The organism is uncultured Eudoraea sp., assembly GCF_947258925.1.
Taxonomy (GTDB): Bacteria; Bacteroidota; Bacteroidia; order Flavobacteriales; family Flavobacteriaceae; genus Eudoraea.
In genome coordinates this window covers 1-24,951 of sequence record NZ_CAMYKG010000021.1, presented here as the reverse complement: position 1 = coordinate 24,951, position 24,951 = coordinate 1, and the positions used below count along the sequence as shown (strand labels likewise).

The window sequence follows — 24,951 nt, the reverse complement described above, 5'->3', positions numbered from 1 at the left end:
GGGAAACACAATTTAATTTTCAATTCACAACATAATTAATTTAAAGAATTTGGACCATAGTATTCTTTAATCCCAACCAACCATCAGGTATTTTATTTTAGCCTCATCTGGAATTTGAACTTCTTCAATATTAAGACTCGTATCATATCGCAGACTTGCCGGTAATTCTTCCTTGTCTATTGTGAAATACACATCACTATCCTCAATAAATATAATTACGTTATTTAATGAGGTTACTATTTTCTTGATGGCGTATGTATCGTTTATTTCCTTAAAGGTACTTTCCAGTCCTATATTTTGTTCTGTTTTGAACCTGGGATCTAATACGCGAATTATTCCAATTTTTGGAATACTATCTGCATTGGGTGTTAAGGTTAGTAATTGCTGCCCTCCTTTTTCATAGATTTTTATGGTATTAGAATTAGATACCAGAGCAGGCTGCGCTGTATCCCTGACTATTGAATCATTGCTGTAAATACTTTCCAGTTCAGTTACAGGACTGGTTCGCATTAGTTTTCCAACTTGTGAATTAGTAATCAAAAAGTTGGGATCTTTCTCCTTTTTACAATGGACAAAGATCAGGGTAATTAGTAAAAGGGATATTAACTGGAGGTTTTTCATATACTATCGAATCACTTTTTTTAACACTCCCAGGACGCCCCGAATAAAGGTAGCACTGGTTAATACTTTAATAACCGGATTTTGTCGTGTACTTCTTCGTCGAGTTGTGCTTCTTGAAGACGTTTTTTGGGATTTAGATTGCTTTTCCTTCTCAGCTTCTCTTTCAGCCCTTTCTATTTTTTCATTTAAGATCTCGTAAGCACTTTCCCTGTCAATTGTATCATTATATATCCTTACAAGTTTTGATTTCTTGATAACGGAATCCAGTTCACTATCAGTGAGAATATCCATTCGACTCATTGGGGCACGCAACATGGTTGCTGCAAGCGGGGTAGGCCTTCCTTTTTCATCTAATGCGGTAATAAGCGCTTCTCCAATCCCTAATGATGTAAGCACTTCCTTCGTATCATAATAATCTGATATAGGATAATTTTCCGCAGTAAGTTTTATGGCCTTTCTGTCCCTGGCGGTAAACGCCCTCAGAGCATGCTGAACTTTCAAACCCAGTTGGGCCAGGACGGCATTAGGGACATCTGTAGGGTTCTGGGTAACAAAATAAAGCCCAATACCTTTGGAACGAATTAGTTTTACGATACTTTCTATCTGGTCTAACAAGGCATCAGAAGCTTCTTTAAAAATCAAATGTGCCTCGTCTATAAAGAAAATGAGCTCCGGTCTATCGCTATCCCCTTGCTCAGGGAAGGTGGAATATATTTCCGCCAGCAAACTCAACATGAATGTACTGAAAAGCTTTGGTCGGTCTTGTATATCCGTTAAACGTACGATGTTTATATAACCTCTGCCGTTTTCGTCAATACGTGTCAGATCATCAACGTCAAAGGATTTTTCCCCAAAAAATAAATCAGCACCCTGTTGTTCGAGTTCAATAATTTTCCTTAGAATAGTTCCGGTAGAACTTGTAGAGATTCTCCCATATTCCTTGGTAAACTCTTTTTTGCCTGAGCCGGTGGCATATTGCAAAACTTTTTTGAAATCCTTAAGGTCTAATAGGGGCAGTTTATTGTCATCACAATATTTAAAAACTACCGCTACGATTCCCTCCTGTGTTTCGGATAAATCAAGAATTCGGGAAAGCAGTACGGGTCCAAATTCCGAAACAGTGGCACGAAGTTTCACCCCATCTTGTTCAGAAAGCGAAAGAATTTCTACCGGAAAACTTTTGGGTTCAAAAGGTAGTCCAATCTTCTCATGCCTTTCATCTATTTTTGGGTGGCCCGGGCTGGGCTGGGCTATCCCGCTAAGATCACCTTTTAAATCCATTAATAGAACTGGGATACCTTTATCTGAAAGGTTTTCTGCTATTACCTGAAGGGTTTTAGTTTTACCGGTTCCTGTGGCACCTGCTATAAGTCCATGCCTGTTTAAGGTTTTCAAAGGAATTTTTACATGCGCCCCGGTAACTGTTTCCCCATCTAACATAGCCGAGCCCATGATGATAAAATCACCCTTTGTGCTATACCCCTTCTCTATATGCTCAAAGAATTCTTCTTTGGTACTCATTTGGTCTATTTTTGATAAAAATAGGGTAATTTTAACCAACAATAAAACCTAATTCGAATGAAAAAATATTTACAATTAATTCCGATTCTCACATTAATCTGGTGTTCAACGGTTAGTTCACAGGAAGATACAGGTATTACCTTTCATGAATCTCATGAGAAAAAGAAAAGGAGTGCACCTTTTAGTGATGTAGTAGAAGCGGGAAATCTTTTTTTTCTTGCCGGTCAAATAGGGATGGATCACGGTACGAGAACTATGGTTACTCCGGGAATTAAAACCGAAACCGAACAGGCCATCAAAAATATTCAGGATGTACTAAAGCATCATGGACTAACCTTAAATAATGTAGTGAAGTGCACCGTGATATTAAGTACAATGGATGATTTCTCTGCATTTAATGAAGTCTACACTAAATATTTTACAAAGAAACCTGCCCGGACAACATTCGCTGCCAGTGGCCTGGCCAGAAATGCAAAGGTTGAAATAGATGTAATTGCCGTGAAAAATTGATTTTATTCAGCTAATACCCTGCATAACGGAAAAGTTCATGGAAGTCACCGGCTAATTGATTTCTTATCTATTTCGTGAAATTACATTCAAATTACCACCTGCTATATGTTATCTTTGCGGGATGATGGAAAAAGAGGTTTTAGAACTCGTGAACGAGGGACGTATGCTCCCCTTAATGGAAGAATTTTATACGATTCAGGGGGAGGGTTTCCACAAAGGTACTGCTGCTTATTTTATAAGAATTGGAGGATGTGATGTAGGCTGCCATTGGTGCGATGTTAAGGAAAGCTGGAATGCTGAAACTCACCCGCCAACGGCAATTAAAAGCATTGTAGACAACGCAGCTAAATATTCGGATACGATAGTTGTTACAGGTGGAGAGCCATTAATGTGGGATATGGGGCCTTTGACAGAAGCTTTAAAAAGTAAAAACCTGAATACACATATTGAAACTTCCGGGGCCTATCCATTATCCGGCGAATGGGACTGGATCTGCTTATCACCCAAAAAAAACAAGTTGCCTGTAAGTGCGGTTTACGAAAAGGCGGATGAGCTTAAGGTTATCGTTTATAACAGGAATGACCTGGTTTTTGCAGAAGAACAGGCCGGGAAAGTGAATAAAAATTGTATTTTATATTTACAACCAGAGTGGAGTGTAAGAGAAAAGGTTACTCCTTTGATCGTTGAATATGTAATGAAAAATCCAAAGTGGAAAGTATCCTTACAAACTCATAAATACCTGAATATACCATAGATTTTGGAGTTTTTTTATGGTAAAACATAGTTGCTGTTTATTCAGTCTTTGAATCAAATAACCTTAAATAAGTTGTATGGATTATCTTCCGCCGTTATTTTGAAGATCCAGGATACACTCCGCATCCAAATCGGGGACTGCAATTCCCTTAGCGCTTTTACTTTTTTCAAGTAAACCCATCATGCCTCCGCCAAATTCCAATTCACCTCGCATAAGGCAGCCATCAATATCACAATGATTTTCTGCATCAGGGTCCTCATGATTATTCACCATGGCAGTTCCAAGATCTACCAGTCCGAATAAATGACCAAATTCATGATTTAAGGTAGCCGTTTCCACGTCGGTGGTAGTAATCAGGGCACTTTGATTGGCTAATTTTTTTACTGTTACTTCGTGTATTACCATAGATGTGTTCCTGTAAACTGCACCCAGGGTAACAATGCCTTCATCTTCATCATCATCATCAGAAGGGGCATCGGCAAAATAAATATATATGGCCAGTGTTTCGCCATCATTATACTCTGTTCTGTTCTCACTTTCAAGATCGGCAATCTCCTGCAGGGTAAGTGTTTCCTCTTCAGGTGACGGTAATTGCCTGTAAACTACCTGAATATCTTCCTTAAAAGTCCGATTTCTAAGGTAGGTTTGAAAATTGTCCATGGTCTCGGTTGTAGGTCTGAAACCGGTAACATAGGCCGCTTCTATTACTAATCTTGTATAAGTTGTATTGGATAAGATATCGTTAGCAGAATCTCCCGTGGCAAGTAAATTGGCCGATTTATCAATGCCGTCTATAGGATTGTCATCACTGTCTTTGGAACAGTTTAATAAAATACCCACAGTAAGTAAAGCAATAAGAATTCTAAATTTTTTCATAGCGCATTTATTTTGTCTCAGACAAATATATAATAAGAATACAACGCAAATTAGGCGTTTCTATTATTACTGATAAGAAAGTCGGGCTAAATAATCGAAGTGTGGACCCTCACAAACGAGTTCACAGCTTAAATTTAGCTCTTCCGCAACCTTTTCTAGGCGCTTGAAGTCTAAATACAACCAATTAAAAGGATCGCTTTTTAATCCCTTATATTCCATTGTAAACTCCACTTCACCATAATAATTCCCGGTATCAGGAACCCAGAAACCTCCATCAACATCTTCTTCAAACATATAAATAATATCACTGGAATCCAGTAATATTTGTCCTTCGGGATTTAGTAATTCTTTTAAATGGTTTAGAAAGCGATAAAGCTCATCCATTCGTTCTGCTAATCCTATCCCGTTCATTAGCAACAAAATTGTATCAAATTTCGTACCAGAGTAATCGTAAATATCCGAGTGAACTACATTCTTAATCCCCCGGGATTTTGCCGTAACCGTGGCACCTTCAGATTTATCCAGGGCAGTAACTTCCATCCCCATCTGCTGTAAATACAAACTGTGGCTACCAGCTCCACATCCTACATCCAGAATGTTGCCCTTGCAAAGATCCAAAGCTTTTTGTTCAAGGGAAGGCATGGCTTTATAATCCCTGAAAAGATAGGCTATTAATATGCTGTCTTCATCTCCAAGTGAAGAATGGGTTATAATATCTTCAGAATAGTTTCCATTTTGAAAATCCACCAGAGCCATACCAAAAATATCCCTGCCCATTAAATTTGTAATTTTACCTGCAAAAGTCAACTTTTTAGGTGGAAAGTAAAAACACTCAAAAAACTAATCTTTGAATAATAAATTCCAAATGGAAGAGGAAATCAGAAAATTACCTTTGAACGCGAAAGAAAAACGACCGGAAAATAAAAGGTTCTTTGCGAAATTGAAAAAGAAACCACCGCGGGATTTAGATTACTTAATGCAGGAGTTGCATGTGGCGGAATTCAATAAAACCAATTGCCTGGATTGTGCGAATTGCTGTAAGACAACTGGTCCTCTTTTTACAAATACCGATATTGTAAGAATTGCAAAAAGCCTGCGGTTAAAACCACAGCAATTCATAGCATCTTATTTAAGAATTGACGAAGACAATGATTATGTGCTTAAGCAAGTTCCCTGTGTTTTTTTGGATGAGGATAACTATTGTGCCATATATGCTGTAAGGCCAAAGGCATGTAGGGAGTTTCCACATACCGATCGAAAAAAATTTCAACAAATTTCAAATCTTACCCTAAAGAATGTATCCATATGTCCTGCGGCATATAATATTGTGGAGGAAATGAAGCGTAGAATTAAAACCTAGGCATTATCAAAAAGTCCTTCTAAAGCGTAAACTCTATACTCTTGTCCATTTAAAACAGAAATAAGTAACTTTACAATTATGGAAGTTGTGTTGAATTATTTTGAGAATATACCCTCTTTGCACAGAAGCCTTATTCTGATTTCAGGAATAACTTTTTTCTGGTTGCTGGAAGGCGCCTTACCGCTCTTTAATTTCAAGTATAAGAAATGGCGACATGCACTACCTAATTTCTTTTTTACACTGACTACAATTATTATCAATTTTGCCCTTGCTTTTGTATTATTGAAATCAAGTGATTGGGTACTCGAGAATAAGTTTGGCATTATAAATTGGTTACCCGAAATTCCGCTGTGGCTCTATGTTGTGATAGGCCTTTTACTTCTGGATTTTATAGGAGCTTATTTGGCTCATTATGTTGAGCATAAGGTGAAACCTTTATGGATGATTCATTTGGTACACCATACAGATCATGAAGTAGATACAACCACGGCTAACAGGCATCACCCCCTGGAGAGCCTTATTCGCTTTACCTTTACCTTAATTGGAGTTTTTATTGTGGGAACGCCAATAGGTATTGTTATGCTTTATCAGTCTTTATCCCTTGTGGCTACTCAATTCAGCCATGCCAATATTCGTTTACCTAAAAAAGTAGACGACGCTCTTAGTTGGGTGATCGTATCCCCGGACATGCACAAGGTGCATCATCATTATAGGTTACCTTATACAGATTCCAATTACGGAAATATCTTCTCTATCTGGGATCATATCTTTGGTACTTTTATGAAACTGGACCGCGAAGCAATTGTTTATGGGGTGGATACATTCCCGGACCGAAGTGAAAATGGAAGCGTAACAGGACTTCTAAAGCAACCGTTCCATAAGTATAGAAAACCCACTACTATGCAAAGTGATGGTTAGATATTAGTTGTAAATAAGATATTTACTCCGAATTTCCCTGAATTTATTCAGATCTTTTTGCCAGCTTTTTTTTATCTCTTGTTCATTTACCCCGGCCTCAATTTGTAGTTGCAGTTTTTCCGTACCGGCATGTTTGGTAAAGCCATTGGTGTTAAAGAATAATCCTTTATCCTTTGTATTCTCATAGGCATCAATTATCCATTTCAAGGATACTTCACTCATTCTCGGTAATTTAGAAAGATCCTTTCCGAAACATTTTTTACCCATATGTTTAGGTTTTTTTGAGCCAAAATTAGCTTTTGGGACATAACTAAAATCATAGGCCGTACTGTCTAGAAATGGAGCCCCGTATCGCTGAAACTGACTTTCCGTACCTCGACCGGCATTAATGTTGGTTCCTTCAAAAAGCCCCAGGCTCGGATACAGGTTTATCGCTACCCCGTTAGGAAGGTTGGGTGAAGGCCTTACAGGGATATCATAGGCCGAATCATGCGTGTAATTTTTAAGAGGGATTACGGTTAAATCTGCCTGCTCACCTTTTTCCAGCCATCCTTCTTTGTTTATCATTTGCGCGTATTCACCTATAGTCATTCCATAAACCAAAGGAATGTTAGTCAAACCCAGAAATCCTTTATGTTCATTTTCCATTGTAGGCCCATCAACATAGTGTCCATTCGGATTGGGGCGATCAAAAACGACTATCGGAATACCTTTTTCGGCACAGGCCTCCATAACTAACTGCAGGGTTGCGATATATGTATAAAACCGCACCCCCACATCTTGTATATCAAAGACCACAATATCTATACCCTCCAGCTGAGCCGAGGTCGGTTTTCTGTTTTTTCCATAAAGTGAGATAATCGGAAGTCCGGTTTTGGTGTCGGTTCCATCTGTGACGTGTTCGCCCGCATCTGCGCGGCCCCTAAACCCATGCTCAGGCGCGAAAACCCTTTTGATATCAATATCCAGAGCGAGCAAGGAATCTATAAGGTGCGTATAATTCGCATCGCCTTTGTTTTCCATGTTCTCATCCTTAAAAACAATACTGGTTTGGTTGGCAACCACACCAACCTTTTTTTTACGCAGATAAGGAAGGTAGGTTTCAGTGGCATTGGCACCTACAACGATGGGGGATTCTGGTTTTTGGAAGTCCGGGGCAGCTGAATCCTTGGCTTCTTTTCCATGGTTTCCGCATGCTGTTAGTATTAAAAGCCACAATAAAAATGTATTTTTGAATCCGGATAAAAAGGTCATCAATTGAATTTAGAATTTTTTATAGCAAAACGCCTTATTAGGGGTAAGGAGCATAAAATTAGTATATCCGCACCAATAATAAAAATAGCCATTGCCGCAATTGCATTAGGGATTATGATGATGCTGATTGCTATTGCAACCGGGGTAGGTCTAAAACACAAGATCCGTGAAAAGGTAGCTGCTTTCAACGGCCATATCCAGATTTATAATTACGATAACAATGTTTCTGATGTTTCCGTTGTGCCTGTTTCAGTTAATCAGGAATTTTACCCTGAATTTACTTCTGTAGAAGGTATTTCACATATTCAGGCAGTAGCAAGTAAGGCCGGAATCATACGAACAGAGGATACTTTTGAAGGTATTATTGCCAAAGGTGTTGGAAAAGACTATAATTGGCAGGCATTCAGCGAGTATTTGGAAGCCGGCAGGTTACCCGACTTTAGTGGTGAGCTGAATACTGAAGTACTTTTGTCTTCTTTGATGGCACGAAGGCTTCAAATGGAAGTAGGGGATGAATTTTTTACCTTCTTTTTAAAAGATGAGGATCCGTCTAAAACGCCCAATCAAAGAAAGTTTGAAATTGTGGGTCTCTACGACAGTGGATTTGAAGAATTTGATGCAATGTATGTTTTTGCAGATATCCGTCACATTCAAATGATGAATAAATGGGCCGAAGACCAGGTAGGGAATTTTGAAATCTTCCTTCAAAATTTTGATGAAATTGATCTGAAATCAAAAGAAATATACGGTAAAACGCTAAGTAATCTCGATACCCAAAATATAAAAAACAAATACTATAAGATTTTTGAATGGATTGGTTTGTTTGATTTTAATATTGCTTTGATCATTGGGATAATGATCATTGTTGGCGGTATAAATATGATTACCGCACTCCTTGTACTTATCCTGGAAAGAACTCAAATGATAGGTGTTCTCAAAGCCCTGGGATCCGCAAACTGGAGTATTCGGAAGATCTTTTTATATAATGCCACATATCTGATAACCATTGGCTTACTTTGGGGCAACCTAATTGGTTTGGGGATTATCTGGCTTCAGGACACTTACCGTATTTTTAAATTCCCCAATCCAAAAGAATATTATATCGATTATATCCCCGTTCATATAGATTTGCCTACCGTTCTGATTTTAAATCTGGGCGTTCTTATCCTTTGCGTACTCATGCTTTTAATACCTTCTTATATCATCACAAAAATCAGCCCGGTAAAAGCGATTAAATTCGAATGAAAACGAACCTAATTGTCTTTTTTATATTGTGAAAGTCAATTATGCCATGCTCTGGAAAATTTCACCATAAATTTAATTCTAAAAACTGAATCAAAAATCCGTTTCCTGAAAATACTATCTTTGCACCGCCTATGAATTATGCCAAAAATATCCTAGAAACCATTGGAAATACACCATTGGTTAAAATGAACAAATTAACAGCGGAATTACCTTGCCTGGTTTTGGCTAAGTATGAAACTTTTAATCCGGGAAACTCTGTAAAGGACCGGATGGCCGTGCAAATGGTAGAAGATGCTGAAGCCGAAGGTAAGATAAAACCCGGGGGAACTATTATTGAAGGCACTTCCGGAAATACGGGAATGGGATTAGCCCTGGTGGCCGTCGTCAAAGGATATAAAATGATATGTGTGATTAGCGATAAGCAATCCAAGGAAAAAGTAGATATCTTAAAAGCCATGGGAAGTGAGGTGTATGTTTGTCCTACGGATGTGGCTCCTGAAGATCCCCGCAGTTATTATTCTACAGCTAAAAGACTCTCGGAAGAAATTCCTAATTCCTGGTATGTAAACCAGTATGATAACCCATCCAATACGAAAGCTCATTTTTTGACTACAGGTCCTGAGATCTGGGAACAGACAAACGGCAAGGTTACTCATTTTGTGGTGGGAGTTGGAACCGGAGGCACCATTTCCGGAGTGGGGACCTATTTAAAGTCAAAGAATCCAAATATTAAAATTTGGGGGGTTGATACCTATGGTTCTGTTTTTAAGAAATATCATGAAACAGGCATATTCGATCAAAACGAAATTTACCCTTATATTACTGAAGGAATTGGAGAAGATATTTTACCAAAAAATGTAAATTTTGATATCATAGATGGATTTACGAAGGTGACGGACAAAGATGCTGCCGTTTATACACAGCGGCTGGCAAGGGAAGAAGGGATGTTTTTGGGTAACTCTGCAGGTGCCGCAATAAAGGGTCTGCTCCAACTAAAGGAACATTTTACCAAAGATGATGTGGTAGTTGTTCTCTTCCATGATCACGGGAGCAGGTACGTAGGAAAGATTTATAATGATGAGTGGATGAAAAAACAAGGTTTTTTAGAGGATTAATTAAATAAAATGCACATATGAATTTTAAATTATTTGCAGCTGTAATACTATTTCTAAGCATTTGTATTCAACTACCGGCGCAGAAGCTGTCAAAAGCTGAACGGAAATTGGTCAAAACAATTGAAGCCAGCAATTCGGAAGCTATTAACTTTTTGGAAAAGGTCGTAAATATTAACAGCGGCACTTTAAATGCAAGTGGTGTAAAAGAGGTGGGGATGGTTTTTAAGGACGCCTTTGAAGAGATCAATTTTAAAACCCAATGGATTGAGATGCCTGCAGAAATGAATAGGGCGGGGCATTTGTTTGCGGAAACGCAAGGTGAAAAAGGGAAGAAACTATTACTTATCGGACATCTTGATACGGTGTTTGAAGAAAACAGCCCCTTTCAGACCTTTGAAATGGTAAATGACAGCATTGCACATGCCCCCGGGGGTAATGATATGAAAGGCGGTGATGTAATTGTACTGTACGCCTTAAAGGCCTTACACTCCAATGGACTGCTTAATGATGCACAAATTATAGTAGCCTTTACCGGCGATGAGGAAAGTACCGGAAAGCCTTTGGATATCAGTAGAAAGGATTTAATTGAAGCTGCCAAACGAAGTGATATTGCACTCGGATTTGAAACTTCTACAGGCTTTAATTATGCAACGGTAGCCAGGAGGGGTGCATCCGGGTGGGAACTGGAGGTTGAGGGTAAACGTGCCCATAGTTCCGGTGTTTTCAATGAGAGGGTTGGTGCCGGAGCTATTTTTGAAACATCAAGAATATTGAACGCTTTTTATGAAGAAGTGCGGGGCCCGGAATACCTTACATTTAATCCGGGGATTATAATGGGCGGAACTTTTGTAGATTATGATAAGACTACAGGGGAAGGTAACGCCTTTGGGAAAAGTAATGTCGTATCACAAACCGCTATTGTGAAAGGAGGCTTGCGATTCATTTCTGAAGAGCAAAAAGAGGAGGCGAGAAATAAAATGAGGGAAATTGTTGCAAAAAACCTCCCTCAGACATCGGCAAAAATAAGTTTTACAGATAGTTATCCCGCTATGGTACCCACTGAAGGAAATAACAGGCTGTTATCAGAGCTTAATCAGGTAAGTCTCGACCTGGGTCAGGGAGAAGTGCTAGGGTATGATCCCGGTAAGAGGGGGGCAGCAGACACCTCTTTTGTGGCTAAATATGTTGATTGCCTCGATGGTTTGGGTACCATGGGAAGTGGAGCCCATACACCTGAAGAGACGGTAAATTTGAACACTATTGAAGACCTGACAAAGAGAACGGCAGTACTCATTTATAGATTGATCAATCAGTAATACATGATAAATCTTAGTTCGGGAAAGGCAGAAGTCAAAATAGAAGAAGGGGAATTAATAAGTTACCTGGTAAACGACTTTGAATATATTCATCAAAAGGGGAGTCCCGGTTGGGGCAATTCGGATACGGAAATGTTTCCGGTAATCGGACCCACGGCTGAAGCCGGTTTCCGGGTTCATGTACCCCGGGGAAATGCCATTCAGGACCAGCACGGATTATTGCGCGAACTGGATTATGAGCTTCTTTCAAGCACCAAATCAACAGCTCAGTATGTGAAATCATACAAGGCAGGGACAGTTATCAAAAACTCTAAATTTCCTGATAGATCAACGGCTCCTTTACTTATCTGGCCGTTTAATTTTGAGTTTTATAAGACATTTGAACTTACCGAAAATGGACTGGAGATTAGTTTCAAAGTTACCGGGGAAAAAGATATGCCATTTATGTTAGGGTATCATCCTGCATTTAAAATTCATTCGGAAAGTCCGCTGATTATTGCAGCTGATCAAAAAATTACCTTGGATTCCGTTCTTGCTGCAGGAAGCAGAGCCCTTGAAGTAGCAGATTGCCAGGAAATCATTTTAAAAGATAAAAAGGAACTAACTATTAAAACAGTAGGTTTCGGTAATTTTATGCTTTGGACAGAAGTGCCAAATATGATATGTATTGAACCAATAACTTTCTACCCGTATAAGGTAGACCAAAGTCAGCTGCATGATGGTTTCGAATACTTAACTGATGAAGACAGGGATTTTAAAGTTACATTAGTTCCTTAAAGTAATAAACAGCGAGTAGAAATGAGAATTGCATTAAACCCTAATAAGCTAAAAGTATGAGAGCACTGCTAGAACGTCACTATGGGTATCTTTTTGAACCTGAATTGTTAGATGAGATTGAAGCTTCCGGAAAATGTAAACCCATAAAACAAGGGGAACGTCTTTTAGATATTGGACAGGAAATTACGGTTATGCCCTTAATATTTAGCGGAGCGATAAAGATTCTGAGAGAAGATGGCAATGGTGATGAATTGCTGCTTTATTTTATTGAAAAAGGGGATACCTGTGCGATGACATTTTCCTGTTGTCTGGGTAGTGGCAAAAGTGAGATAAGAGCAATTGCTGAATCAGATACGGAATTGTTGATGATCCCTATTGCAAAAATGGATGAATGGATGGCAAAGTACCAAAGCTGGAGGGAATTTATTTTGGATAGCTATCATACCAGAATGTCAGAATTGCTCGAAACTATCGATACTTTGGCATTTATGAAGATGGATGAGCGTCTTATGAAGTATCTTAAGGACAGGGCTATGGTAACCAATGACGACATAATATATTCAACACATCAGGATGTGGCACAGGATTTACATACCTCGAGGGTTGTAGTGTCAAGGCTGCTAAAGAGTTTGGAGAAAGAAGGTAAAATAGAATTGAGTAGAAATCATATAAAGGTTATTGAATTATAGACTAATGCAAATTTTCCCAATTCTGCAAACTCTCAAAAGCTACAAAATAAAAGAGCTTCCTAAAGATATTCTGGGTGGTTTTAGTGTAGGGATAGTACTTATTCCTCAAGGGATGGCGTATGCCATGATAGCCGGTTTACCCCCGGTTTATGGATTATACGCCTCGTTAATGCCAGTGCTGGTATATGTTTTATTTGGGACTTCGAGATCACTTGCAATTGGGCCCGTGGCCATGGATTCGTTGCTTGTCGCCGCAGGTTTGGGCACCCTGGCAATCGTGGGCTTGGAGAACTATATTGCGCTTGCTATTTTACTCGCCTTTATGGTGGGTGCCATCCAATTAGTTTTAGGGCTTTTTAAAATGGGGTACCTGGTTACCTTTTTAGCCAAGCCCGTAATAAGTGGCTTTACCTCTGCAGCAGCCATGATCATTATTTTTAGTCAATTAAAGCACTTACTTGGCGTGGATATCGAAGGTAGTAATCAGTTTCACCAAATTTTTTTGAACGCACTGAAAAAAATTCCAGAGACCAATTTCTATGATCTGGCCATAGGATTAACAGGGATCATACTTTTGATTAGCTTTAAAAAATGGAATAGAAATATCCCCGGAATTCTTATCATCGTTGTTCTTGGAATATTAGGGGTCTATTTTTTAAAGATGGAATCCCTTGATGTGAAGATTGTTGGTGCAATTCCAAAAGGACTGCCCGGTTTTGTTTTACCGACAATGGAAATGGATTATTTAAGACAATTATGGCCAATTGCCCTTACACTTGCTCTAATTGGATATCTTGAAGCTATATCGATAGGTAAGAGTTTAGAGGAGAAGAATGAAGAAGATGTGATTGATGCCAATCAGGAATTAGTAGCACTAGGCTCCGCTAATATGTTAGGTTCTTTTTTTCAATCTTACCCCGTTGCAGCAAGTTTTTCCAGATCTGCAATAAATGATGATTCCGGATCAAGCAGTATCCTCTCCGGATTGTTTACTGTTATTCTGGTTATAGTAACACTCCTTTTTCTGACGCCGCTCTTTTATTATCTGCCAAATGCCATTCTGGCAAGCATTATCATGGTATCCGTTTCCGGGTTGATTGACATTGATTATGCCAAAAAGTTATGGATCTACAGGAAAGATGAATTTGTGGTTTTGATTTTTACATTTTTGATAACCCTTTTTGTTGGAATTACCCAGGGTATTCTTGCCGGGGTCCTGATCTCCCTTTTATTGATGGTATACAGAACTTCCAAACCTCATTTTGCAGTATTAGGCAGAATAAAGGATTCCGACTACTATAAAAATATTTCACGTTTCGGGGAAGAAGTAATTTTACGTGACGATTTGCTCATTGTACGGTTCGATTCCCAATTGTACTTTGGGAATTCCGATTATTTTAAAAATGAGCTTTATAAATATATGGATCAAAAAGGAGATAGTTTGAAAGGCGTAATTCTAAATGCTGAGGCCATTAATTATATTGATTCCACAGCAACACGAATGCTCATCAAGGTCATAAAAAAAATCAGGAATGATGGTATTCAGTTCTATATAGCAGGAGCTATAGGTCCTACAAGGGATATTATTTTCAGAAGTGGGATAAGTGAAGTACTGCCCAAAGAATTCCTGTTTGTTAAAATTAAAGAGGCCGTTGTCTACTTTGATGATCCGGAGAATGCCTCCGGGACACATGAAAAAGTGGCTTATCAACGTAATGAAACCCGTAACTAATGTTACTTGTTTTAAAGCAAGAAGCAGTATTTTTGAAAAAAATTTAAGAAAAAAGAATGACAATAGAACAAATTTACACTGGATGCCTTGCTCAGGGGGCATATTATATTGAGAGTAATGGTGAGGTTGCTATCATTGATCCCTTACGTGAAGTGAATCCCTATATTCAGAGGGCAAATAAGGATAAAGCTAAAATCAAATATATCTTTGAGACGCATTTTCATGCCGACTTCGTTAGCGGGCACATAACACTGTCTAAAGAAACAGGGGCACCCATTATCTACGGGCCCAATGCTAATCCTGCCTTTAAAGCTATCATAGCTACGGATGGTCAGGAATTTTCACTGGGAGAAATAACAATAAAGGTCCTCCATACTCCCGGTCATACGATGGAGAGCACCACCTATTTGCTGCGGGATAAGACAGGAAAAGACCATGCAATTTTTTCCGGGGACACCTTGTTTTTGGGTGATGTTGGAAGACCGGATCTTGCCCAGAAGGCAGCGGATATGACTAAAGAAGACCTTGCCGGACTTTTGTTCGACAGTCTAAGGAGCAAAATCATGCCCTTGGCAGATGATGTAATAGTTTATCCGGCGCACGGTGCAGGTTCAGCTTGCGGCAAGAATATGATGAAAGAAACGGTAGATACCCTGGGGAACCAAAAAAGAATGAATTATGCACTCCGGGCCAATATGACCCGGGAAGAATTCATAAAAGAGGTTACTGATGGCCTCTTACCTCCCCCTAAGTATTTCCCCTTGAATGTAAAAATGAACAAAGAGGGTTATGAAGATATTGATGAAGTTCTAAAGCGCGGTATGGCAGCGCTTTCGCCCGATAGCTTTGAATTGGCTGCGAATGAAACCGGGGCTTTGGTATTAGATGTTCGCCACCAGGATGAATTCGTTAAGGGACATATCCCCAGATCTGTTTTTATTGGTTTGAAAGGCGATTTTGCACCCTGGGTTGGTGCTTTGATTGCGGATGTAAAGCAGCCTATCCTTTTGGTTACACCCAAAGGGAAGGAGGAGGAGACCATTACACGCCTGTCCAGGGTGGGATTTGATAATACCTTAGGTATTTTAGAAGGTGGATTTGAGGCCTGGGAAAAAGCAGGGAAAGATATAGACACTATTACCGCTTTATCCGCCGAAGAAGCCAAAGAGATCCTGAAGGATAAGCACTTACCCATTTTTGATGTGCGGAAGGAAAGTGAATATAAAGCAGAACACCTGGTTGATGCAAATAACACCCCATTGGATATATTAAACGATCATTTTGCTGAGTTTCCAAAGAATGAGACTTTTTATCTTCATTGTGCCGGGGGTTACAGGTCTGTTATTGCTGCCTCCATCCTTAAAGGCAGGGGTATTCACAATCTGGTGGACATTAAAGGTGGTATTGCCGAGCTGAAAAAAGCGGGATTGGAGGTAACTACTTATGTCTGCCCCTCTACACTGTAATATGATTTATATCATGGTTTGTGAGTGGTACTCATCTTATTTTTAACCTTGGAATTTATAAAGAAGAGGTTTTTCTGAGCTATTTACTGTGACAGCGTTTATTTCAGAACTTTCCCTTCGCTTATTTTTTGTGATTCTTAAAATTGAAATTATGAAAGCAAACATGGGTAGAATTGATAAGATATTGCGCTTCACGGTTGCTGTAATTATTGCCCTATTGGTGTATTATAATGTGGTTGATGGGGTGCTTTCTTATATTTTATTGGCAGTTGCCGCTGTTTTCGTTTTAACCAGTTTAACAGGTTTCTGTCCGCTTTATGGTCTTTTTGGAATAAGTTCGTGTAGGATCAGGAAAACGGATAAGCCTTAATTCCCTGGAAAAATACTTGAATTAATAAACAAATAAGTCTTCTGTGCGATGAAATTAATAAACATACCTCTGGTTGATTGGAGTAATGGTATAATTATGATTGCCGTTTTTGCCTTTGTTGTGATTGCCTTGATTGCGGTTTTGGTAAGTCTTATGAATAGCGGGAAAAGGAGATAGAATTATTGGCTTTATTAGTAATTCCAGGCAGATTTTTGTATTGTTTCATCAGATCCTATTTTGATAGGAAAGGAGAATTTTTATCTCCATTTAAGGACTATTTCCCCGCTATTTTTTTCATATTCCTAAAAAGTTAATAGATTTAACACTTTAATAAGCAACACTTGATGTTTTCAATATCTTATTGTTGCTTTTAACCACCAGTGATGTTAAAAAATTTTGTTGAAAGGATTGGACCCATGAATGTTTTATTACTGTTGGTTGTTCTATCCATTATCGTAGTTTCGGAATATATGTTTATATCAGGAAACAAACTAGACGCCATTTTCGTTGCCTTTTGGGCACCAACAATTTTGGGCTTTATGAATTACCTAAAGTATAGAAAATGACCGATTTTATCTTCATATATTCCATCGTTGTCGCCATTATCTTTGTCATATGGTTAGTTTTTATTGTCCGTATGTACAATGAATTGAATAAATTTAAATAGCGGTCTTACTTATAGAGAATCTTTCCGCAGACCTGAAATTCTGCACTAAAACTAAACAGTTTTAATCATACCGGTTGAAAAATCAATAATTGATTTCGGGTATTTAACCTTGTGCGTTTGAATAAGGCGGGTAGTTTCCAGATTGTCTTTTTGTGGTGTGATATATGCCAATATATCTTCAACAGAATTTACAGGAGCACTCCTGGGAACAAATCCATAACCGGCATAAACACCTTCCTGTACAAGGACAAGGGCATCTTCATCAGTAGTTCTTCCTTTGTCTTTTATGAGATAGGTTTGTTTTTCAGAAGCCATATTTTCAATGGCTTTACGAACCCTTTTATTGTAGGCTTCAGCAGATTCTTTACCACGGCAAATACCTCCGCAGTCTGCGACCCTGAAATGTGAGCAACTGCTAACATTCTCCTGCAAATGGCAATATTTAGGACATAATTTATATGCGATACAAATCTGTTCTATGTAGAGGCGGCAATCTGTGGTGTTATAAAATGTAATGAGCGAACGTGGTACTGCACTTAATTTGTTAAACGCCAGGTGCATTATCCCTTGTCTGTCTTCATAGGTGAAAACCCCATAAGGCACCACATTTCTTTTTTGCGCTCTGTTGTATTTTGGATAATGATGTTTTATGGCAGCAGATTCCATTAAAAGGGCAAGCAGTTCATTACCCGAAAGCTCAAAATCTATGTTCGACGTTTCTCTGCACATTTGCACTTCTTTGGTAGCCTTGTCATAAAAGTGGCCAAGGACCCTTTTTTTTATATTCTTTGCTTTTCCAACATATATGATTTCCCCTTTGCTATTTTTAAAGTAGTAGACCCCCGGTTTGGTGGGTAAGCTTTCATATACTTCCCTTTGCAGGGAAGGAGGCAGGGTTGCTTCCTGAGATCGTGCATTCAAAAAAGAACTGAATACAGTTTCCGAATTTTCTGTTTCAAGTAGTTTTCTGAATAAAATAACGGTTGCATGAGCATCACCCCTTGCCCTATGCCTGTCTGTTATTGGAATATTAAGAGAAGAACACAATTTCCCCAGACTGTAGGAAGTATAACCCGGGATGAGTCTTCGGGACAAACGTACAGTGCAAAGTTTTTTCCTGACAAAGGAGATACCAATTGTCCTGAATTCTTCTTTAATTACATTATAATCGAAATTAACACTATGGGCCACAAAAATGGTGTCCTTAGTAATTTCAAGAATCTGAGGGGCAATCTCCAATAGTGTGGGTGCATCGCGCACCATATTGCTGTCAATTCCGGTTAACCCTGTAATAAAATAGGGAATTTCACATTCAGGATTTACCAGGGAAGTGAATTCATCCACTACTTGGGCCCCATCAAATTTAAAGATGGCTATCTCGGTTATTTTATTCCCCTTAATACCGTTTCCGGTAGTTTCTATGTCTACTATGGAATACAAATTTGCTGTGTAATGGAATTTGGAGGGGTAAGTTAATAAGAAAAATCAAGCTGCTCAAAAAGCATAACTGACATATAGCTGCACGGATATTAACAGCTGTTGAAGAAATGGAAAAATATGATTAGATTTAAACTATCGCAGTTAAGCAATAAGGAAATTTAAATGCAACAATTTGAAATTTGATCTAACAAATAAAAGGGCTCTCGTAACCGGGGGCGGGAGTGGTATTGGTAAGGCAATAGCCATTGCCCTGGCTGAGCAGGGGGCCGACGTACATATTTTAGAACAAAATGAGATACCTGCAAAAGATACAGCCGCTGAAATAAAAGCTACAGGAGGAAAAGCCGGGGCATATGCCTGTGATGTATCTGACCAAAAACAGGTGATCAAAATAGTTGAAGCTATAAAAGCTGATGGCGCAATAGATATCCTGATTAATAATGCCGGTATTGCCCATATTGGGAATGTTGAATTGACCACGGAAGAAGATATCGATAAGGTATATCAGGTAAATATTAAAGGGGTCTATAATTGCATTTATGCCTGTATTAAAAACATGAAAGATAGGGGAGGGGTCATTATAAATATGGCTTCTGTTGCAGCCTCGGTAGGCATATCAGACAGGTTTGCCTATTCCATGACCAAAGGAGCCGTACTTACAATGACCTACTCTATTGCCAAGGATTACCTGTCTTATGGAATACGATGCAATAGTATATCCCCTGCAAGGGTGCATACCCCTTTTGTTGATGGTTACCTCAAGCAGAATTACCCGGGGATGGAAAAGGAAATGTTTAAAAGGTTGTCCGAAACACAGCCAATAGGGAGAATGGGCAAGCCGGAAGAAATCGCTAACCTCGCTGTTTATCTATGCTCTGATGAAGCGTCATTTATTACGGGGACGGATTTTCCTATTGATGGCGGTTTTATAAAACTAAATGGTTAGGAATTATAATTAAGCACAATGGTAATTGACAGCCATCAGCATTTTTGGAAGTATGACCCTGTAACATATAGCTGGATTGACGACTCCATGGCAGTCCTTCAAAAAGACTTTCTTCCTTCAGATCTGGCTCCAATCCTTGAAAAAAACCACGTAGAAGGCTGTGTTGCTGTACAGGCAGATCAATCGGAAAGGGAAACCGGGTTCCTGCTTCAGCTGGCCGGGGAAAACAAATTTATAAAAGGCGTAGTTGGTTGGGTTGACCTTAGAGCTGAGGATATACACAAGAGATTGGCACATTTTTCACGGGATAAGAAGCTTAAAGGCATCCGGCATATTGTGCAGGAAGAGCCGGATCCCGAATTTATGCTCAGAAAAGATTTTCAAAACGGAATAAGGCATTTGGCACAATTTGGGCTTACCTATGATATTTTGGTGTACCCTAATCAGCTGGCAGCTGCAGTCTTATTAACCAGGGCCTTTCCTGAACAGAAATTTGTATTAGACCATATAGCAAAACCGAGGATTTCTGAAGGCCTGGATAACCAATGGATGCACCACATTAAGGAATTGGCCTTAAACCCGAATGTTAGTTGTAAAATTTCAGGAATGGTTACAGAGACAAGCAATTTTAAATGGCAACAGCAGGATTTTACCCCCTTTATGGAAGTGGTTTTGGATGCTTTTGGATGGCAAAGGCTTATGTATGGGTCGGACTGGCCGGTCTGCTTGCTTGGTGCGAATTATAAGGAGGTATTCACTATAGTAAAGGATTATATCAGTAAATTATCCGACAATGAAAGAGCGGGAATCATGGGGTTAAACGCTAAAGAGTTCTACGCTCTATAATTTTAGAAGTTTATATACTATAAATGAGAAATAAAAAAGCGATAAAGTTTAATTCAAAATACCCCTCTATTGAGGACCTGCGCGAAAGGGCCAAACGGCGTATCCCGGGATTTGCCTTTGATTACCTGGATGGGGGCTGCAATGAAGAAGTAAACCTGCATAAAAATACCTCTGAGATACGTGAAGTGGAGTTAAAACCTGATTATTTAAGTGAGTACAAAGGCTTCAACATGGAAACTGAGCTTTTTGGTCATACGTATAGTGCCCCTTTTGGAATTGCACCGGTGGGCCTTCAGGGCCTTATGTGGCCCAATGCTTCTGAAATTCTTGCAAAAGCCTCGCTCGACTTTAATATTCCCTTTGTGCTGAGTACCGTTACTACGATGAACATAGAGCGTGCGAGTGAGCTTACGGAAGGCCGGGCCTGGTTTCAGCTATATCATCCTGCAGAGGATTCTGTACGCGATAATATCATTGCCAGGGCAGAAGCGGCCGCCTGTCCGGTGCTCGTTTTGCTTTGCGATGTACCTACGTTTGGATTCCGACCAAAAGAGATTCGGAGTGGACTTTCAATGCCCCCTAAGATGACCATGAATAATATTTTTCAAATACTGGGTAAACCAAACTGGGCACTTCAGACTTTAAAACACGGGCAACCCAATTTTGAAACTTTAAGACCCTATATGCCCAAAAATCTAAACCTTGCGCAACTGGGGTTATTTATGGACCAGATGTTTTCCAAAAGGATGAATGAGGAAAAAATAGCTCCTATCCGGGATAAATGGAAAGGGAAGATCGTCTTAAAGGGTGTTGCTACCGAAGCCGATGCGGAAAAGGCCATAAAACTTGGTCTGGATGGTATTATTGTGTCTAACCATGGAGGCAGGCAATTAGATGCCGGGGAATCTACCATTAAACCCATGACACGTATAGCTAAAAAATATGGTGACCGGATAACGGTGATGATGGATAGTGGCATTCGTTCCGGTCCGGATGTGGCCAGGGCCCTGGCCAGCGGTGCTGCTTTTACCTTTATGGGCCGCTCATTTATGTATGGGGTAGCTGCATTGGGTGCAGAAGGAGGGGACCATACTATTTCACTGCTGCAAACTCAGTTACAACAGGTAATGGAACAACTGGGTTGTAATAAGACAAATGATTTTCCACGGCATTTGGTTTGATCAGGCAGTTGTTGACAATTAACTATTCAACGCGAACTGTATATTGCCTTAGAATTCCGCAGCAACATTCCATAGGGCATTGTTAAATTCACATTTTCACTACTCTTAAATTACCGTTTTAAAAATTAAAATTGGAATATTTTTTCTTTTGATAAATTGTGTATAAAAGTTAGCAAAAAAGATATTTTAGTGTAAAATATTTGATAATTTTCTCAACGTGAATATGAGAAAAAATCACCTTGAATGATTGGGGAAATATATTAATGATTTTTAATTGGTTAAACAAAAAGAAGTAGAACATCTTTCGGCCAATTTTATAATGATCGTTAATCGATTTTATGAGTTATTTGTCGATTAACCTTAAACGAGGGTTATAAATTAACTAGTTTTTAACATTTAAATGTATCCGCAATTATTTGCAATTTTTATAAAATGGCAGAATAAAATAATAATTGTTCCCCAAAAGCAATGATTATGAATTAAATAGTTAAACGCCTTAAATTTTAACAGGAACTACTTTATACCCCACTATGACGTATTTCTACGATTTTATGTTTAACCCTTATATACTTGCCTTCTTGGGAGGGTTAGTGGCCTTTCTTTTGGCCTACAGGATTATCCCGGTGATCATTTATACGGTACGTGCAAAAAACCTTATGGACGAGCCAGGTGACCGCAGCGTGCATTCGGACAAAACACCGACCCTTGGCGGAGTGGGAATGTTTGCTGCATTTGTAGTATCCCTTATTTTGTTTGGCATAGTAGTTGGTTTGGAGCGCCCGGACCTGGTAAAACTATTGGCAATAACACTGGCTACCATCATCCTTATGTTTTTAGGTCTTAAGGACGATCTTATTGCCCTGGCACCCAGGAAGAAATTTTTGGGACAGCTTATCGCCTCAGGCATTGTAATTTTATTAACGGATGTCAGAATTACAAGTTTAGAAGGACTATTAGGGGTAGGGGAGTTGCCCTATCTGGTATCGGTCTTATTTACAATTTTCGTTTTTATTTTGGTGATCAATGCCTTTAACCTTATTGATGGAATAGATGGTCTGGCAGGCGCAATAGCTATCATTGCCAGCGCTTCCTTCGGTTTGTTCTTTCTTTTAAATAAGGAGTATCTGATGGTATTGGTTTCTTTTTGTTTAATAGGGGCCATCGTAGCTTTTGTTCGCTACAACCTGTCGGATACGCATAAATTATTTATGGGAGATTCGGGTTCTATGGTCATAGGCTATTTACTGGCCTACCAGGGGATACGATTCCTGGAGCTAAATTTAAGCGGATCTTCCTCTTTTACCATCAGTAATGGGCCGGTACTATTGCTGGCCATTTTATCTTTCCCATTGCTGGATACGCTCAGGGTTTTTATTATCCGGGCCAAAGAAAGACGAAGTCCGTTTGACGCTGACCGCAATCATATTCACCACCGCCTGTTGGAAAGGGGATTAAGCCATAGGCAGGCTACCATTATATTGGCTATTATTAATATCCTGATCATTGAGTTGGCCATTCTGGTGCAAGATCTGGAAATAAACATCCAGTTAATTACGGTTACCCTACTGGGATCATTACTTTATATGTTGCTATTTAATTTGAACAGGCTTCGTGAAAAAGCTGTTAAGTTAATCGATATAAGAAATTCAAGAAATCAGGAGAAATATGTTAAGATGGATGTTCCGGACGGGTTTGTTTCACAAAGGATAAAGTCATCCCCGATCAATCATTTGGTAAACGAAAAAAACACCATTTACAGTTCAACTGTAACTAAGGATAAAGAATGGAATATCGGTAAAAAACGAGTCCGGGAATTGGAAAAATCTAAAAAGCACCTGGTGGTCTCCAAAAAGTTAAAGGATAAAAGTAAATCTTCTAAATTAAAATAGCCGTTGTAGCCTTTTATGCTCCGGCAATAAATCGTAGTTTTCAGGGATATAAAATAGTGCGTAGTTTTTTATTAAATATGAAAAGGAAACAAAAACGATAACGGGCATGGAAATACTATGAACAGGACGATGAAGTGGTACGTAATCTGCACCAGGCCCAGATGGGAATTAAAGATATTTAAAGCGCTATTAGAACAGGGTATAGAGGTGTATTGCCCTACTTATACCGCGGTACGTCAATGGAGTGATCGCAAGAAAAAAATCAGAAAACCTTATTTTAATTCCTATGTATTTGTACGGCTGGAAGAAGCAGAGCGCAACCTGGTATTTAGTATCCCGGGGGTAATTCGCTATGTATTCTGGCAGGGCAAAGCTGCCAGGGTCAGGGATGAGGAAATTGGTCTGATGAAAGAATATCTGGACGGTGAGCAGCAGGGGAGCATTGGGGTAGAACATTTGAAAATAGGGCAGGAAGTAACCTTTACCGGGGGTGCGTTTAGGAACCGTAAAGCTAAAATAGAAGAAATAGGGCAGAAGAAGGTCTTGCTGGTATTGCCGGTACTTGGTTACAGGATCACCACCCGGATCGCAGACCTTGTACCTTAGTACCACGTAGGCTTGCCGAAGGGGTAACCTAGTGCCACGTAAGCTTGCTGAAGGGGCAACATCATGCCTCTTAGGCTTGCCGAAGAGGTAGACTATGAACCATTTTTACCGAAAATAACGTTTTCGGTTTAATTTAAAATGGGACTCATAGCGGCGGAGCCGTGGGTTAGAGCAGTCATCTACTGCCAAACATTAAAGAAGTAAAATATTAAACATAGCAATTGTAATGTATATTGCTACTAAAATTGTTTCATCCATTTGCATATAATACCGCATCATTAAAAATGGCTCAATTTGTAATTTACGATGGTAAAAATGTTCGGGAAAAATTAAATTGTTAATTAAAAAACGTACCATAAAGTCATGGATCAGTCCAAATCATTAATTTGCCGGTTGGTTTTGGAATATTTAAACAATAGATGAAAAAAATTTTAATTACACAATCCAATTATATTCCATGGAAGGGATATTTTGATAGCATACAAAACTGTGATGTTTTTGTGGTTTATGACGAAATGCAATACACGAAATTGGATTGGAGAAATAGAAATAAAATTAAATCAAATTATGGAATCAAATGGCTTACAATCCCTGTAAAAACAAGCGGAAAATACTTTCAGAAAATTAATGACACTAAAATCGCCGACAAAAATTGGAATATAGATCATTGGAATAAAATAAGGGAATATTATAAGAATGCAAATTGTTTTAATGAAATGGCTGAATGGATCGAACCATTATATCGAAATTGCGAGTTTGAGTATTTGTCAGAAATTAATTTTCATTTTATCAAAGCAATCAATAGTTTCATGGGAATAGAAACGGAAATACGATTTTCATCAGAATTCTGAA

At 39.0% G+C, this 24,951-nt stretch carries 25 protein-coding genes; 19 read left to right on the top strand and 6 right to left on the bottom strand.

Features of this window, described 5'->3' with window-relative positions:
• Nucleotides 1-66 precede the first annotated feature (66 nt).
• Complete coding sequence (locus Q0X77_RS09200) at nt 67-621, bottom strand: hypothetical protein (RefSeq protein WP_297796289.1); 555 nt, start codon at nt 619-621, stop codon at nt 67-69.
• Nucleotides 622-624: 3 nt separating this feature from the next.
• Nucleotides 625-2,142, bottom strand: a complete 1,518-nt coding sequence (locus Q0X77_RS09195; RefSeq protein WP_297796286.1) for a helicase HerA-like domain-containing protein — start codon at nt 2,140-2,142, stop codon at nt 625-627.
• Between the two features lie 57 nt (nt 2,143-2,199).
• Here Q0X77_RS09195 and Q0X77_RS09190 point away from each other — a divergent pair, with 57 nt between their 5' ends.
• Both Q0X77_RS09190 and Q0X77_RS09185 read left to right on the top strand, forming a co-directional pair.
• Entirely contained in the window at nt 2,200-2,652 is a 453-nt protein-coding gene (locus Q0X77_RS09190) for a Rid family detoxifying hydrolase (RefSeq protein WP_297796283.1), read from the top strand.
• A gap of 121 nt (nt 2,653-2,773) precedes the next feature.
• The gene (locus Q0X77_RS09185; RefSeq protein ID WP_297796280.1) at nt 2,774-3,406 is read left to right on the top strand and encodes a 7-carboxy-7-deazaguanine synthase QueE; all 633 of its coding nucleotides are present in this window, start codon (nt 2,774-2,776) and stop codon (nt 3,404-3,406) included.
• A gap of 81 nt (nt 3,407-3,487) precedes the next feature.
• Here Q0X77_RS09185 and Q0X77_RS09180 read toward each other — a convergent pair whose 3' ends face one another.
• Together Q0X77_RS09180 and Q0X77_RS09175 are read right to left on the bottom strand one after the other, a co-directional pair.
• The gene (locus Q0X77_RS09180) at nt 3,488-4,282 is read right to left on the bottom strand and encodes a hypothetical protein (RefSeq protein ID WP_297796277.1); all 795 of its coding nucleotides are present in this window, start codon (nt 4,280-4,282) and stop codon (nt 3,488-3,490) included.
• 66 nt (nt 4,283-4,348) lie between these two features.
• Nucleotides 4,349-5,059 (bottom strand): class I SAM-dependent methyltransferase, encoded by a 711-nt coding sequence (locus Q0X77_RS09175; protein ID WP_297796274.1) that lies wholly within the window; start codon nt 5,057-5,059, stop codon nt 4,349-4,351.
• A gap of 88 nt (nt 5,060-5,147) precedes the next feature.
• On the opposite strand from Q0X77_RS09175, the gene Q0X77_RS09170 reads away from it, so the two are divergent.
• Entirely contained in the window at nt 5,148-5,642 is a 495-nt protein-coding gene (locus tag Q0X77_RS09170) for a YkgJ family cysteine cluster protein (protein WP_297796346.1), read from the top strand.
• Between the two features lie 78 nt (nt 5,643-5,720).
• Nucleotides 5,721-6,560 (top strand): sterol desaturase family protein, encoded by an 840-nt coding sequence (locus Q0X77_RS09165; protein ID WP_297796271.1) that lies wholly within the window; start codon nt 5,721-5,723, stop codon nt 6,558-6,560.
• Nucleotides 6,561-6,563: 3 nt separating this feature from the next.
• On the opposite strand, the gene Q0X77_RS09160 is transcribed toward Q0X77_RS09165, so the two are convergent.
• The gene (locus tag Q0X77_RS09160; RefSeq protein ID WP_297796267.1) at nt 6,564-7,814 is read right to left on the bottom strand and encodes a DUF1343 domain-containing protein; all 1,251 of its coding nucleotides are present in this window, start codon (nt 7,812-7,814) and stop codon (nt 6,564-6,566) included.
• Between the two features lie 3 nt (nt 7,815-7,817).
• Here Q0X77_RS09160 and Q0X77_RS09155 point away from each other — a divergent pair, with 3 nt between their 5' ends.
• The 9 genes from Q0X77_RS09155 (at nt 7,818) to Q0X77_RS09115 (ending at nt 16,701) form a co-directional block, all read left to right on the top strand.
• Entirely contained in the window at nt 7,818-9,059 is a 1,242-nt protein-coding gene (locus tag Q0X77_RS09155; protein ID WP_297796264.1) for an FtsX-like permease family protein, read from the top strand.
• Nucleotides 9,060-9,190: 131 nt separating this feature from the next.
• The gene (locus Q0X77_RS09150; RefSeq protein WP_297796261.1) at nt 9,191-10,174 is read left to right on the top strand and encodes a PLP-dependent cysteine synthase family protein; all 984 of its coding nucleotides are present in this window, start codon (nt 9,191-9,193) and stop codon (nt 10,172-10,174) included.
• Nucleotides 10,175-10,191: 17 nt separating this feature from the next.
• A complete protein-coding gene (locus tag Q0X77_RS09145; protein ID WP_297796258.1) occupies nt 10,192-11,490 on the top strand; it encodes a M20/M25/M40 family metallo-hydrolase in 1,299 nt (432 codons plus the stop codon).
• A gap of 3 nt (nt 11,491-11,493) precedes the next feature.
• Entirely contained in the window at nt 11,494-12,267 is a 774-nt protein-coding gene (locus tag Q0X77_RS09140) for an aldose 1-epimerase (protein WP_297796255.1), read from the top strand.
• 56 nt (nt 12,268-12,323) lie between these two features.
• On the top strand, nt 12,324-12,956 hold the full coding sequence (locus Q0X77_RS09135; protein ID WP_297796252.1) for a Crp/Fnr family transcriptional regulator: 633 nt from the start codon (nt 12,324-12,326) through the stop codon (nt 12,954-12,956).
• A gap of 4 nt (nt 12,957-12,960) precedes the next feature.
• Complete coding sequence (gene sulP / locus Q0X77_RS09130; RefSeq protein WP_297796248.1) at nt 12,961-14,688, top strand: SulP family inorganic anion transporter; 1,728 nt, start codon at nt 12,961-12,963, stop codon at nt 14,686-14,688.
• Nucleotides 14,689-14,744: 56 nt separating this feature from the next.
• Nucleotides 14,745-16,154 carry an MBL fold metallo-hydrolase gene (locus Q0X77_RS09125; RefSeq protein WP_297796245.1) on the top strand — a complete coding sequence of 470 codons (1,410 nt, stop codon included), beginning with the start codon at nt 14,745-14,747 and terminating at the stop codon, nt 16,152-16,154.
• Between the two features lie 151 nt (nt 16,155-16,305).
• Nucleotides 16,306-16,524 (top strand): DUF2892 domain-containing protein, encoded by a 219-nt coding sequence (locus tag Q0X77_RS09120; protein WP_297796243.1) that lies wholly within the window; start codon nt 16,306-16,308, stop codon nt 16,522-16,524.
• Nucleotides 16,525-16,572: 48 nt separating this feature from the next.
• On the top strand, nt 16,573-16,701 hold the full coding sequence (locus Q0X77_RS09115; protein WP_297796241.1) for a hypothetical protein: 129 nt from the start codon (nt 16,573-16,575) through the stop codon (nt 16,699-16,701).
• A gap of 541 nt (nt 16,702-17,242) precedes the next feature.
• On the opposite strand, the gene Q0X77_RS09110 is transcribed toward Q0X77_RS09115, so the two are convergent.
• Nucleotides 17,243-18,631, bottom strand: coding sequence for an exonuclease domain-containing protein (locus Q0X77_RS09110; RefSeq protein ID WP_297796236.1), 1,389 nt, complete (start codon nt 18,629-18,631; stop codon nt 17,243-17,245).
• A 172-nt stretch (nt 18,632-18,803) separates the two neighbouring features.
• On the opposite strand from Q0X77_RS09110, the gene Q0X77_RS09105 reads away from it, so the two are divergent.
• The 6 genes from Q0X77_RS09105 to Q0X77_RS09080 all read left to right on the top strand — a co-directional run bounded on the left by Q0X77_RS09105 (nt 18,804) and on the right by Q0X77_RS09080 (nt 24,950).
• Entirely contained in the window at nt 18,804-19,577 is a 774-nt protein-coding gene (locus Q0X77_RS09105) for an SDR family oxidoreductase (RefSeq protein WP_297796233.1), read from the top strand.
• A gap of 18 nt (nt 19,578-19,595) precedes the next feature.
• Entirely contained in the window at nt 19,596-20,423 is an 828-nt protein-coding gene (locus Q0X77_RS09100; RefSeq protein WP_297796229.1) for an amidohydrolase family protein, read from the top strand.
• A gap of 23 nt (nt 20,424-20,446) precedes the next feature.
• The gene (locus Q0X77_RS09095; RefSeq protein ID WP_297796227.1) at nt 20,447-21,604 is read left to right on the top strand and encodes an alpha-hydroxy acid oxidase; all 1,158 of its coding nucleotides are present in this window, start codon (nt 20,447-20,449) and stop codon (nt 21,602-21,604) included.
• Between the two features lie 530 nt (nt 21,605-22,134).
• Nucleotides 22,135-23,493: an MraY family glycosyltransferase gene (locus Q0X77_RS09090; RefSeq protein ID WP_297796225.1), complete on the top strand. Its 1,359-nt coding sequence runs from the start codon at nt 22,135-22,137 to the stop codon at nt 23,491-23,493.
• A 129-nt stretch (nt 23,494-23,622) separates the two neighbouring features.
• Complete coding sequence (locus tag Q0X77_RS09085) at nt 23,623-24,099, top strand: transcription termination/antitermination protein NusG (protein WP_297796223.1); 477 nt, start codon at nt 23,623-23,625, stop codon at nt 24,097-24,099.
• Nucleotides 24,100-24,518: 419 nt separating this feature from the next.
• Nucleotides 24,519-24,950, top strand: coding sequence for a WbqC family protein (locus Q0X77_RS09080; RefSeq protein WP_297796220.1), 432 nt, complete (start codon nt 24,519-24,521; stop codon nt 24,948-24,950).
• Nucleotide 24,951 lies beyond the last annotated feature (1 nt).